The sequence below is a fragment of the Proteiniclasticum sp. C24MP genome, assembly GCF_043951855.1.
GTDB lineage: Bacteria > Bacillota > Clostridia > Clostridiales > Clostridiaceae > Proteiniclasticum.
In genome coordinates this window covers 34,053-47,480 of sequence record NZ_JBINJW010000007.1, presented here as the reverse complement: position 1 = coordinate 47,480, position 13,428 = coordinate 34,053, and the positions used below count along the sequence as shown (strand labels likewise).

Here is a 13,428-nt window from a genome sequence, read left to right as displayed (position 1 = left end):
CTGTCCATTCTTCTGATCATCCATTCCTGATAGACAGCACTACTCCTCCTTCTCCCTCGAGAAGTAGAAGGACCGGTCCACGCCATTTCTTCTCACGCTCTTTTTCTTCTTGTGACTGCTTCGATCCTTATAGTAGGATTCCCTGCTGGATTTCAGTGCCACAAGCTCCTTCTGCTGACTTTTGAAGTGCTGAAACCTTTCAGCATCCAGTTTCCCTTCGGCAATGGCCTCCCTGACTCTGCACTGGTCCTCCTCTTCATGTCTGCAGTCTCTGTACCTGCAGCCTTCTGCCAGTACATGGATATCGTGGAAACTCTCCATGAGCACTTCCTCATCCGCCCACAGCTGAAGCTCTCTCATACCTGGTGTATCGATGACAGCACATCCGCTTTCATGAAAAAGCAGCTGACTTCCGGTGGTCGTGTGTCTGCCCTTTCCATTGGCTTCACTGGTGGCACCTGTTTTCTGCACATCCTCATGGAAGAGATAATTGACGATGGTGGACTTTCCCACGCCCGAAGAACCGAAAAAGACGATGGTCTGACCAGGACCCGTATAGGGGTCCAGCACGTTCATATGGATCCCGGCGGAAGCACTGATGGAATGGATTTCGATTCCTTCTGCCACAGAGCGCACTTTCTCTTTATAACAGGAAGCATCTTCTACCAGGTCGCACTTGTTGAGAAGAATCACAGGATGCACCCCGCTGCTTTTCACCAGGGTGATGTAGCGCTCGATTCTCCCGATACTGAAATTATCATCAAGACCTGTGACGATGAATGCCGTATCGATGTTGGCACTGAGCACCTGCTCTTCGATGTTTCCCCCGACGATGACACCATTTCTGATCTTTCTTCCACCGGATATGGCCATTTTTCTGGAAAAGCTGCTTTTCCTCGGCAGAACGGCATAAATCACCGACTCCGATTCCTCAATGATCTTCACGGCTACCCAGTCCCCCACCACGGGATAATCTTTTCTGACATCCGACTGATAGATGAATTTTCCGCTCAGTTTTCCGCTCAACATTCCTTTCTCCGTATGGACCACGTATCGTCCCTTATGCTGCGCCACGATTCTAGCCGGCACATATCCTTTGTTCTGGTAGGGTCTGAAGCGTTCTCTGAAACCGGCATCAAACCCGAATTTTTCTAGACTCATCATTTCTAATCCCCTTTTTCTTTCAACAAATCAGCTGCAGTTACGCTCTAAAAGCTTAATCTGGTCAAGTGGGGTTACATAAGGCTTCTGGCAGTATTCTCAAAAAGGATAATAAAATACCACAGCAAGATCAACCTGCTGTGGGTATACTTCATTCTTCGTAGCTGAAACAGACGCTGCCATTTCAGCGCGTAGCAATCAGCTTAAGAAAAGTTCCTCGAAGGCCAATTCTGAGTGTCTCAGAGGACGAGAAACAGGCTACGCCGCTTCATCCGATCTTCTGAGCGATATGCAATTAGACGAAAATCACCTCATATAACTTCTGCATCTAGTACTCACTCCTTCCATGGATTATTCCATTAAGCTCTCATTACCTATAACTATACGTTACAGATATAACAAGTGCAATGAAAATCATGGGATTCATCGAAATAACCCTTGTTTTTCCCTGTTTCATTCCGTTTCACCAGGGAATTGCCTTTTTCCGTTGCTTTTTCTTCCAATAATTTTTACAATAGACAAGACCGCCAACTTCAGTTTCGCTGAATGATGGTATAATTGAGTCATAATTAGTACTGTCTATGAGACAGAAATGAACCATTTATTTTCATTCCACATTCATTCATTTTATTTATTTAATTCACCAGAGAAGGAGAGCATTACTATGAACGAGGATCAGAAAAAAGAACTGGCCAAGAAAAAGCTGCTGGCCAAAAGACTGAAAAAAGCGGAAAGGGAAGCCCGAATCAAAGCCATCAAAAACAGAAAGCCTTTCAAGGGACTCCAGATCCGTCCTACCGTTTCCTTATTTGATGAGGCAGATCGGCAGGAACCCGGAGAAAACAACTGGGCAGGATTCGGATTTGACCTTCATCCCCAGGTAAGCATTGTATCTGTCATTCTGCTCATCGTCTTCATTGCAGGAACACTGCTGTTTCCAAGCTCTGCCGAAAGCCTTTTCGAAAATCTTCTGGCAGGGATCACGAAGAATGCGGGATGGTTCTTCATCACCGCAGCCAATATCTTTGTGGTCGCGGCGTTTCTCTTCGCATTCGGACGCTACGGGAATCTGAAAATCGGTGGTGCCGAAGCGCAGCCCGAATTCACCAAATTCGCCTGGTATGCCATGCTTTTAAGCGCCGGTATGGGCATCGGACTTCTCTTCTGGAGCGTGGCAGAACCGGTCTCGCACCTGAATTCCCCCTCCCCAATGTTCGGAGAAATGGCTGCAGGTTCAGCGGAAGCTGCCCAGGCTGCCATGGCCACCACTTTCTTCCATTGGGGTATTCACCCTTGGGCAATCTATGCCATCGTCGGCTTGTCCCTGGCCTTCTTTGCCTATAACCGTGGACTGCCGCTGACCATCCGTTCCATTTTCTATCCCATCATCGGAAACAAAATCTACGGATTCTGGGGCAACCTCATTGATGTGCTTTCCGTCATGGCTACCCTTACAGGTCTTGCCACCTCATTAGGACTGGGCGTGTCCCAGGTCAATGCAGGACTGAACCATCTCTTCGGCATCACCATCAGTGTACCCGTGCAGGTGGGGCTCATCATCGGCATCACAGCCCTGGCCACTATCTCGGTTGTCCTGGGACTGGACGGAGGCGTCAAGCGTCTCAGTGAGATCAATATGATCCTGGCTGGGGTATTCCTCGTATTCATCATGATCGCTGGGCCTACGGTCTATATTCTGAGCGGATTCACACAGAATCTGGGCTACTATCTGTCCAACTTCATTGAAATGAGCATGTGGACCGAGACCTTCAGAAACACCAACTGGCAGGGTGGATGGACCATCTTCTACTGGGCATGGTGGATTTCCTGGTCGCCTTTTGTGGGCATGTTCATCGCCAGAATCTCCAAAGGCAGAACCGTCCGGGAATTCATCCTTGGCGTCATGCTGATTCCTTCCCTCTTGTCCTTCTTCTGGATGTCCGTGTTCGGAGGAACCTCCATTTTTCTGGAGTCAAACGGTCTGGCAAAGATCGTTGAGGCTGTGAAGATCGATGAGTCCCTGGCCCTCTTTGCCATGCTGGATGCACTGCCCCTGGCAAGTATACTTTCCGTCATCGGAATCGTCCTTGTCACCGTCTTCTTTGTCACATCCTCCGATTCCGGATCCCTTGTGGTGGATCACCTGACTTCCGGAGGAAAACTGGACTCTCCTGTTCCTCAGAGAGTGTTCTGGGCCGTGATGGAAGGCGTCGTAGCCGCAACCCTTCTCATCGGAGGTGGCCTCACAGCCCTTCAGACAGCTTCCGTCATCACAGGTCTTCCCTTCGCCATCATTCTCATGCTCATGATCTACTCCCTGAGAGAAGGTCTGAAGCAGGAATTCGAAGTGGAGGAAATCGTGCGTAGAAAAGTACGGGAAGTCCGAGAAGACCACATCATCAATGAAGTCATCAATACCGTGGTGCAGGACCATGCACTGGTCAATAAGGAGGAGCAGAAGGATACTCCTAAGGAACCTGAAAAGGGTGATGAACCGAAATAGTCTCTGACAGAAACTAAAAAACTCCTGATCCGCGCTTGGATCAGGAGTTTTAAAATACTTGTTTTTTTCTCTTCTGCTATAGAGCTGATAGAGAAAACTGAGCAGAAAAAATCGTAAGCTCTACGCTTCGCTTTCCTCTTCCGGCAGCAGCACGATCTTTCCCAGCTTACCCGACTGCTTGAAATAGGTCTGGGCTTCCGCAGCCTTCTCCAGGGGGAAGGTCTTATCGATGATGGGCTTCAGCTTTCCTTCCGCCACCGCATCCAGCATGTCTTTGAACTCTTTTCTGGTGCCCAGCACCGAGCCGTAAATGGTGATGTGCTTGAGATAGATGTCTCTTAAATCCACATGGGTGGTCTGTCCGCCGATGGACCCTGAGATGCAGAGCTTCCCTCCTTTTTTCAGAACCTTGATCACAGTCTTGAATAAGGCATCTCCCACCACATCCAGCACCGAATCCACAGGGCCTCCATTCAGCTCCAGAATTTCTTCTGCAAGATGCGCTGATTTATAGGAAAGCACATGGCTAGCACCAAGCTCCTTCATCCGGTCTCTCAGACTGGGGTCTCCCACCAGAGCAATAACCTTTGCCCCATGGATCTTCGAAGCAATCTGCACGTTCATGGACCCTACGCCTCCATTGGCGCCTGTGACGAGAATGGTCTCTTCCTTCTTCGGTCTGATCTGCTCCACCATATGCCAGGCCGTCAGGCCGCTGACGGAAAACACGGCGCTCTGACTGAAGTCCTGAAGAGGCATGGGAAAGCATAGGCTTTCCGGCCAGGCCACATACTCTGCATATCCGCCGTCATATTCCGACCCGATGAAGGACATGTCTTCTGCATAGTGCTCCGTCCCTTCCTCCCCTGAAGAAGTGAAGGGAAAGACCACCACATTCTTTCCAAGGATGCTTTTATCCACATTCTTTCCCGCCTCTACGACGACACCTGTGATATCAGAGCCTGGAATTCTAGGAAACTGGACACCTTCCGGTCTCCATCCGGATTCTTTATCCGCCCCGTAGGCACCTTCCCTCATCCAGATTTCCGTATTGTTGATGCCGCAGGCCTTGACCTTGATCAGCACCTCATTCTCCTTAGGCTGTGACTTCTCGATATGTACCACGTGAAGCTTGTCTATGTCTCCATATCCTGTAACCTGTACTGCTTTCATTTTTATCTTCTCCCTTCGGTATGACTAGAATCATTACGATTTCTGACGAAGACTTTCATTCTTCTTTTATGCTCACACTATATTGCAAAATCAGCTGAAAATCAACTTTCAGGATTGTATGGCTTAGGACCGCAAACCTTCTCTCAGCTAAATAGACCCTTTTTCTTTCTAAGAACCTTCTTCTCATCAAATCGGTTCGATCACAAGGAGTGAAGAGATCATAAAGTTTTCAGGAAATATTCTTTTAGACCACCTGTCACCGGACATCTGCATGCTATACTTAGAAAAAGAAAACTGAGAATGGAGGGTGTATCATGAATATCAGTCTATGCAAAACCATGGTGAAGGAAAACAACTTCTGCGTGCTGTCCACCTGCAAGGACCTGCGAACCAACAGTTCCCTGATGCTCTACATGACGGACGAGGATGCACAAAAGCTCTATATGGTCACACTGAAAGGAAGCACGAAATATGCAAGCATCGTGGAGAATCCGGAAGTGAGCCTTCTTATTGACACCAGAGAGAAGATCACCGAAAGGCAGCCCCAGGTGAAGGCTCTGACCGTTTACGGTCATGCCAGCATCATCAAGGACAGAGATTGGTCACTTGAGATCATCGAAAAACTGGTCCGGAAGCATCCCAGCCTACGCGCGCTGACGGAAATGGATGACTCCTGCATCGTGCAGGTGGACATCACAAACTTCCTCTATCTGGATGGCGTAAGCGATGCCAGATATGTGAGCCTATCTGATGACTAGCAGATAACTTGTCCAACCATTTTCTGCGATTCCTTTTCAGAATGGGTTTCGCATTATGAAACTCATCGTATGCTGAATTCAGAAGTCAAAGCAGCTTCTTTCAGAAAATCAGTGAATCTACTTTTTCTATTTACCCCAAAAAAACTGTCAGCTCTTTTGAAGAAGCTGACAGTTTTTTTGGGTAGTATGTTTATGCAGTAGGTTCTACTGCTGTTTTCATATCGTGAATGGCCTGCTGGATTTCCTCCATCTTTTTTCCATCCAGATCATAGAACTTCATGGATACTAGAGATGCCAGCCAGCCTAGTACTGGAACACCTACGAAGAAGAACAGGGTCATCCAGAAAATGGGACCTGTCAGAGGAGTTTCTGCAGTGGGCAGCTGATCTCTAAATCCGATGAAAGCCACCATGACGCCTACTATACTGGCACTGAAGGCTGAAATCAGCTTGTCCACAAAGGAGAATATGGTGCCCATCATCCCAGGAATATACTGACCGGTCTTATAGGTCTGATAGTCGGAACAGTCTGCAATCATTGGGATGACGATGTTGCTTCCGATGGACATGGCGCCTGCTTGCAGAACCATCAGTGCCATGAAGATCAGGGTTGCTAGATTCAGATTGGACAGAGAAATGGTCGTAAGATCCGCTGTCACAAAGAATATGACTAGAAGAATACTCAGTGCCACTGAAATCCAGGTTGAAGTGACATAAGCCTTTTTCTGGCCCAGCTTTCTGGCATATCCGATACCAACAAAAGTCAAGACGATGGTAAGCGGAGTCATGATGAGGCCAAGTGTCCCTGAAAGGGCATAGTTTCCTAGAAGGATGCCGTAAAGCATGATGACTGTTACGGAGTTCTGTCTTACGGTAGCTGCCAGTTTATCCGTGGAAGCCGCAACAATCAGCATCTGAAGAGGTCTGTTTCCCTTAATGATGGGCCAGTAGTCTCTCAGTCGTATCTGCACATCAGAGGGAACTCCCCAGTTCTCCTTCACGTCCTTCTTCCAGATGGCAAGCACTGATAAAGCGGTGAACAGGGCTGAGATTGAAATAATGCCGATCATCATTTCATTAAAGAATCCTTCCGTGAATCCTCCGTGCTTTGGAACCAGGACACCTGATACCAGAAACTGTCCGCTCACAAAAACAACGGTATTGAAAATTCCATCAAAGAGTGTGAACAGAGGTCTCTGCTTCGGGTCATTGGTCAGAACGGTCTGTGCAGCCTTGGTGCAGGCTGTCTGAAATGTATATCCAATGATGTATATGGAATAGATCAATACGAAATAGAGCAGTCTCATGTTCTGAGGCACAAGATGTGTTGTCCCGTGAAGAAGAATCACACTGACAGCCAGGATGATGTTTCCAAGGACCATGTAGGGTCTGAATTTACCGATTTTGGACTCCGTCTTGTCGATAATGAAGCCGATGAGCGGATCCGTGAATCCGTCAAAAATTCTCATGGCGGTCATAATGCTTGTGACCGCCACTACTAGCAGTCCCGCTACACCTGTGGCATAGTAGGATACAAACATCATGAAGAACATATAGAGATTTGTCGCGGTATTATTTAAAACAAAAAGTCCGATCTGAAGATTTGAGGATCTGTTGTATATGACCTGGTTTCTGGTTTCCATTTTATTTCCTCCCGATATATATGATTTAAACGTTTACTTCAATGATAAAAAATATTGAAAAATAGGATAACACACAATGAACAGGAACACTCATGGAGAGAGAAGGCAAGATGCACTGCTCTTCTCTCCTGTCATGGTGTAGGAATTTATAGTCTATCTCTTCTTATAGTGAAAATCCGGAATCTTCATCCATCTTTCTCTTACGGTATGGGCTGCCATCTTCGGCTGTCTCTGCCTGGTGAAGAGTCCTTTCTTGTTCCCCTGGACGCGGATGATGCCAACGGAGGTCTCAAAATCCGCAAAGTTCCACATCTGTTCCCCGATCACATGATCAAACTCGTCAAAGACTTCATGATTGGCCTGAAGATATCTGACCTGATACTCCTCCGTAAAGGGAATGTCATCCACAGCATGGAATCCTGCCACTGTATCCGCTCCGTACTCTGTGAACATCACAGGTGTATCCGGATAAGCTGTTTTCCAGGCCGAAAGTTCCTTGCGCAGAGCCGCTTTGGCCTCTTCCAGCTCTCCGGTATTGATGTACCAGCCATAGTACCGGTTGAGACAGATGACATCCAGGTATTTGGATACCAGGTCATTATGGGGCATGGACATCATGATGAGAACCATGGTCACAGGTCTCTTCTGAGGGTCCAGGTCTCTTGTCAGCTGGATGAGCGGCGCGAAATACGCATCAGCTCCTTCTTCCTGTGTAGCTGCTTCATTGGCTACAGACCACATGACCACGCATGCCAGATTCTTATCTCTGGCAATCAGTTCTCTCAGAACCTGTTCATGGGCTTCTGTGGTATTCATCACATCATAGGTGTTCTTCTTCTCACCATCTCCGCCAAAGAGCGCAAAGTTGAATCCATGCATGATGCCCACAGCAGGTGTCTCATCGATGACCACAATGCCCTGTCTGTCGCACAGTCTCATCATTTCCTCGGAATATGGATAGTGAGCTGTCCTGAAGGAGTTGGCCCCAAGCCATTTCATCAGATTAAGATCCGTCACATTCAATGCTTCATTAAGTCCTCTTCCATTGACGAAGAAGTCTTCATGCTTGCCGAAACCTTTGAAATAGAAGGGCTTTCCGTTGATCAGGAACTGATTGTCCTTCACCTCCACGGTTCTTATGCCGAAGGACTCTCTGTAGAGGTCCACCGTCTCTCCGTTTTTCTCCACATGGATTTCCACCTCATAGAGATAAGCCGCCAGTGGATTCCACAGCTTCGCCCCTGGAATCACAGCGCTCTTCTCATAGGTGTCGCAGACCACTGCGCCTTCTTCATCTCTTACCACAAATCTTACACGGTCATGGTCTCCCTGAACAGTCTCTTTGAAATGAACCTCAGCATCTTCTCCCTTCACCTCATAGGTGATGGTGATGTCTTCCACATGACTCTTCGGCGTGGAATAGATTTTCACCGGTCTGTGAATGCCGGCGTAATTGAAGAAATCAAAGTTCGGTGCGTTTTTCTTCACTCCGTCTTTCTCCGAATAGTTTCCCACAGGCAGAGTCGTATAATCCAGAATGTTATTCACCTCGACGGTGACCCTGTTCTTGCCTGGCTGAAGAAATGCATTGATTTCTGCTTCAAAAGGCATAAATCCGCCTTTATGTTCCATGACAAGCTCTCCGTTGACATAAACCTTGGCCTGATGGGTCGCACTGCCGAATCGAAGCACCAGCCGCTCCTTCTGGAGCGTTTGGTGCACTTCAAAATCCTTTTCATACCATACGGACCCCACATGATTTCTGATCCTTCTGATCACGCCCTGTTCGTTAAAAGACCCTGGTACCGCCATGACTTCGTCAGCAGTCAGAGGAATCTTAGGATCATGATTCTCCTCCAGAGAGAACTTCCAGATACCGGAAAGATCCATCACTGTTCTTGTTTGTGTTGAGATAGGATATAGCATAAACTGACTTCCTCACTTTCTACATATTCTAGTTAACTGAACTGATTATAAGATATGATAACGATTCCCGTTTGTACTATTTTTGCATTTATAGCCTTATTTTGCTCTTTTCTTCAGTTTTTTCTGAAAAATACATAAGAAAAAGAGCCATGAATTCCCCTGAGAACAATCCTGCTACTAGGGGCTCATGACTCGGTTTCTTTATCGTTTATGCTGCTTCTGGTACTCCATCGGTGTGCAGCCTGTATTCTGTCTGAACACTCTCGAAAAATAATTCAGTTCTTCAAATCCGCATTTCACCGCTACTTCTGTGATACTAGACTCATTCAGTCGCAGCAGGGTTTTCGCTTTCTCCACTCTTCTGGAGTGAATGAACTGAGTTATGGTCTTTCCTGTTTCCTTCCTGAACTGTCTGGACAAGTGAGACGGATTTACTCCGATCTCTTCTGCAATCTCACTTAGATGAATCTTTTCTGACAGATGGTTATCGATATATCGCTGCGCATTGTGGATGTTTCTGGTCAGGCCTCGTGTATGATGCCTTTTGGCCAGCTTACTGTATTCATCGATGAGTCTGTTTCCCATGGACATGATCTGATCGACACTGTTGGTTGCTTCAATGAGGATGGCCATATTATCAGACAGCTGGTGCAGGGAAAGTGGTGTGACACCGACGCGCTCCAAGGCTATTCTCAGAATCGTATTGAAGGTCAGATACTGATTTTTCATGGCACGCATGGGATCTCCCGGAACACGATAGCTGAAGTCATACACCGTCTTTCCACCCATTTTCTTGGCCGTTTCCCCATCCCCCATGGAAACGTAATGCATCATTTTATTCTGCATACGATACCTTTCATCGATTATGGTAAAGGACTCTTCAATCTCTCTGGGTCTTTCCCTGTCATAGTTCACCTTGCTGCTCATACTGTAGATCAGTTCTGCGTCGAAATGATTTTTTCTTATAATCCAGAGCATGATTTTTGCTATGGATGTGTACTCTTCGAGATTGAGGATCTTCATGGTTTTAATGGCCTCATAAAGATAATGCTGGTCCTCTAGAGGAATCTGATTCTCCTGAATGATTCTGTGCTGATTCTCTTCAGTGATCAGCATGGACAGAAAAGGTCCTCCAATAAGGTAATAAGGCATGTTTTCTACTGAAGTGCCTACCGCAAGGTACTGGGCGCCTAGATTGTCGGTGAAAACAAGTACGACATTTTCATCGGCTTCGGTCAATGCTTCTATGATCTGCTCTTTATACTGACTTCGATACTTGAACAGCGTCACGTCTTTTCGTATGGCCATTCGAAACTTTGCCTTCCCCTTGGCATCAACCAGGGCAAACTCTATGCCAATGCTCTTTCCCAGTGACGTGCATACGTCATACAGCTCCTCCATCACATACATCCTTATTCACTCCCTTACGTATCTTTTCAGCTATCCGTCAGATTCCATTTCGAATCTCCTCCAGCTTCGAACTCTTTTCCTGTATATTCCTCTATGATAATCGCTTCCTATTCATCGCACAAGAGTGCCTGATGTTATTGCTATCATAAAGACTTGACTGAGTACAGTAAAAACGCTTACGCTCTGCCGCGGATAGCATAACTCCATTAAAATTGATAAAGACCAGGAAACTACAGCCATTTTGCCCATGGCATATACATTTCCAGGTCTTTCACTTCCCTGTATTTCATGAATTTCTCAGTACGTGGACTGATCTGCACGCACCTGACACCGTATCACCGTTTCCATACTCTATGCTCAGAGTTATCCTGTTTATGACTCCTTGCTGAATCTGAAGTTCTCCCTGAACCACTCCATGAGTTCTCCGGATGTGGCAGCCATCTTCTCTCCATCCTCAAAATAGAACACAAAGGAATCCATCTCCTTGTCGATGAACATCCATTTATCAATTCGGATGGTCTCCCCTCTGGGTGCGGAAGTGGACTGTATCTTCTGAATGTCTGAGTTCACCATCCAGGTGATGTAGCTGTCTGTGGTCTCTTCCGGCAGCTCCAGCAGATGAAACTTTCCAGTGAAATGCTGCTTGCCTGAAAAGAGATACTTCCCGATCTCCCCTTCTATCAGCACCTCTGAATCCATGACATGCTCCCCGCCTTCATAAATCCTTACAGGAATCCTCTTTTCCATATCCGTCTTAAACGGTACTGCGAAGAAAACCCAGTAGGTCACGCCCATGAGAATCAGTGTGATCAGTATATATTCCACTTTCCTTTTCATACGCCCTCCAGTTTCCTTTTATCGGCTGGGATGCGCCCTGCCTCTATACTCTTACTCCAGCACATCAAGAATCTCTTCCAGAAGCGCTCTGTTCTTCTTTCTTCCCCAGTAATCTATAGAATAGATCCTGCTATTCATCAAAATTTCACCTGTACCGCCAGAGGAAAGGGTATTGCTGCCGGAAAGGATCTGAATGAAGTTTCCTTCTCTGCTGATGCCCAAGTCATTATCCCAGGAAAGGACCCGAAGTCCTCTGTGATAAGTATATCCTCCAAGGATTTCCCTGATCTTCAGAGCTTTCTCCGATCCCTTCTCGAATTCATATTCCTTGAATTCCACTATAGGCTCACCATCCTCCACATCATGAAAATGATGAAGCACATAGAGACGTTCCTCAGAAGAAACCACATCCTCCAGCGATTGAGGATAAAGTGCATAGACTCCTATGATGACAATAATGATGATGGCTATGCTAAGTAGAATGATATTTTTTCTCTTCAAAAGTTCTTCCTCCTTGATGATCTGGAATGCACGCCCTGTCACTACGCTGTCGGCTGCTCTTCTTCAATGCTTTTCTCCTCTTCACATGCTTTCTTCAGCTCATGCATACCGCCAAGGAGATAGATTTTAGAAATGAGCGATGCGAAAAATCCAAGAATCCCTGTGATAGAATGATTGAATGTATAGAAGACGGAAAGAACGACCAGCGCAATGCCCATAAGAACCATATAGCTTCGGTCCTTTTCTTGAATCATCCTGGCAGTGCCTGCATCCTCCATTCCACTGAAATGCTCATAAGACGCGGCAAAGATTCCATGAAAGAGGATGAGCTCGACGGACATCACCACAATAGGATAATAGACGATTGGCGGAAACCTCATGAGCAGCAGCTCATATAAGACCCCACCGAAGAGGGATACTGCAGCTGCCGCAATGGCGACTTTCTCCAGTCTTTTAAAGCTGCCAGAGGCTGAGCTTTCAGCAAGGGCACCGATACCCGATATCAGTATGGTCCATCCGATCAGTACAAAGACCAGGGAGATGCTTCCCCCAGGGGATAGAAAGCTCACGAGGATCGTGCCCCAGAATATTTTTCTGTATCCCTTACTCATCTCATCTCCCCCTTTCTCGGATGAACGCCCGAAGCCCCGAAAAGCTGTAGTTTTCCTCTTGGCTTCTCATATTATAAAATCTCTGAGTATAGAGCTTCCCTTCTCCATCGATAAAGGTGAGCACCGGTTGGACATCAAAAACCGCATAGGCGTCCTGTATATTCTCTCCAGCCAGAACTTCAGAGGATACATTCAGGATGCTTCTTTCTCCATAGACATGACCCACGGCTTCCTCTGGCACTTTCTCGTCGATTCTCCAGTCCAGACGATCCTTCAGCTTTTCCGCCAGAAAACTCTTCGCCTCCGTGAGGGTGAGCTCCTCAAGGATTCTATAGACCGTCAGTGAAGTACCATCGGAGGATCCGGAAGAAGAGACATGTTCATAGGGACTTTCTTCCTCCTTCCGCTGATGCTCATACAGATGAAGCTCTCCGATATCCACCATCATTTCGCTGCCATCATCAAACTGCACCTTCAGTTTTCGGATGACTTTTCCATCCACCTCCACCTCTTCCGGAATGGAGAAGTTTCGCACATATACTTTTCGGACGCTGTATCTTCCAATGATTTCACCCGGGATGCTTTTCTCATCCATTTCCCACTGAAACTGCGCCTGCTCCCCTTCCGATGCCCATAGCGCAACGCCCGGCATCTCCGGGATCTCCACTGCTGTAACGACTCTTCTGTCGTAGGCGTTGGTGACATACCTCAGCACAATGTCCTCCGCATACATATTCTCCCGCTGGACCCTGAGATCATAGTAATGCGAAAAGAAAACAGGCGTATCCAGCCTGAAGTAATATAAGCTACCCGATCCTGCAAGAACCAGCACTGCAGCAAGAATCAGTATGCCCTTAAAGATTCTGTTGTTCTTCTCCATTTTTCACCCACCTTTTCTATACTGAA

At 46.9% G+C, this 13,428-nt stretch carries 11 protein-coding genes; 2 read left to right on the top strand and 9 right to left on the bottom strand.

Annotation, left to right across the window (positions count from 1 at the left end):
- Nucleotides 1–39 precede the first annotated feature (39 nt).
- Nucleotides 40–1,164, bottom strand: a complete 1,125-nt coding sequence (rsgA, locus tag ACHAL6_RS07260) for a ribosome small subunit-dependent GTPase A (RefSeq protein ID WP_395269682.1) — start codon at nucleotides 1,162–1,164, stop codon at nucleotides 40–42.
- A 661-nt stretch (nucleotides 1,165–1,825) separates the two neighbouring features.
- On the opposite strand from rsgA, the gene ACHAL6_RS07255 reads away from it, so the two are divergent.
- Complete coding sequence (locus ACHAL6_RS07255) at nucleotides 1,826–3,664, top strand: BCCT family transporter (RefSeq protein ID WP_395269680.1); 1,839 nt, start codon at nucleotides 1,826–1,828, stop codon at nucleotides 3,662–3,664.
- 120 nt (nucleotides 3,665–3,784) lie between these two features.
- On the opposite strand, the gene ACHAL6_RS07250 is transcribed toward ACHAL6_RS07255, so the two are convergent.
- Complete coding sequence (locus tag ACHAL6_RS07250; RefSeq protein ID WP_395269678.1) at nucleotides 3,785–4,837, bottom strand: zinc-binding dehydrogenase; 1,053 nt, start codon at nucleotides 4,835–4,837, stop codon at nucleotides 3,785–3,787.
- A 314-nt stretch (nucleotides 4,838–5,151) separates the two neighbouring features.
- Between ACHAL6_RS07250 and ACHAL6_RS07245 the strand changes: the two genes are divergently transcribed.
- Nucleotides 5,152–5,595, top strand: coding sequence for a pyridoxamine 5'-phosphate oxidase family protein (locus ACHAL6_RS07245; RefSeq protein WP_395269676.1), 444 nt, complete (start codon nucleotides 5,152–5,154; stop codon nucleotides 5,593–5,595).
- Between the two features lie 190 nt (nucleotides 5,596–5,785).
- Here the strand turns inward: ACHAL6_RS07245 and ACHAL6_RS07240 are convergent, their stop codons facing one another.
- The 7 genes from ACHAL6_RS07240 to ACHAL6_RS07210 form a co-directional block, all read right to left on the bottom strand.
- Complete coding sequence (locus ACHAL6_RS07240) at nucleotides 5,786–7,237, bottom strand: MFS transporter (RefSeq protein WP_395269675.1); 1,452 nt, start codon at nucleotides 7,235–7,237, stop codon at nucleotides 5,786–5,788.
- Between the two features lie 153 nt (nucleotides 7,238–7,390).
- Nucleotides 7,391–9,163: a beta-glucuronidase gene (gene uidA / locus ACHAL6_RS07235; RefSeq protein ID WP_395269673.1), complete on the bottom strand. Its 1,773-nt coding sequence runs from the start codon at nucleotides 9,161–9,163 to the stop codon at nucleotides 7,391–7,393.
- Nucleotides 9,164–9,364: 201 nt separating this feature from the next.
- Nucleotides 9,365–10,573, bottom strand: coding sequence for a helix-turn-helix domain-containing protein (locus ACHAL6_RS07230; protein WP_395269671.1), 1,209 nt, complete (start codon nucleotides 10,571–10,573; stop codon nucleotides 9,365–9,367).
- Nucleotides 10,574–10,945: 372 nt separating this feature from the next.
- Nucleotides 10,946–11,410, bottom strand: coding sequence for a hypothetical protein (locus ACHAL6_RS07225; protein WP_395269669.1), 465 nt, complete (start codon nucleotides 11,408–11,410; stop codon nucleotides 10,946–10,948).
- Nucleotides 11,411–11,461: 51 nt separating this feature from the next.
- Complete coding sequence (locus tag ACHAL6_RS07220) at nucleotides 11,462–11,911, bottom strand: hypothetical protein (protein ID WP_395269667.1); 450 nt, start codon at nucleotides 11,909–11,911, stop codon at nucleotides 11,462–11,464.
- A 41-nt stretch (nucleotides 11,912–11,952) separates the two neighbouring features.
- On the bottom strand, nucleotides 11,953–12,522 hold the full coding sequence (locus ACHAL6_RS07215; protein WP_395269665.1) for a hypothetical protein: 570 nt from the start codon (nucleotides 12,520–12,522) through the stop codon (nucleotides 11,953–11,955).
- Nucleotide 12,523: 1 nt separating this feature from the next.
- Nucleotides 12,524–13,402 (bottom strand): hypothetical protein, encoded by an 879-nt coding sequence (locus tag ACHAL6_RS07210; protein WP_395269663.1) that lies wholly within the window; start codon nucleotides 13,400–13,402, stop codon nucleotides 12,524–12,526.
- Between the last annotated feature and the right edge of the window lie 26 nt (nucleotides 13,403–13,428).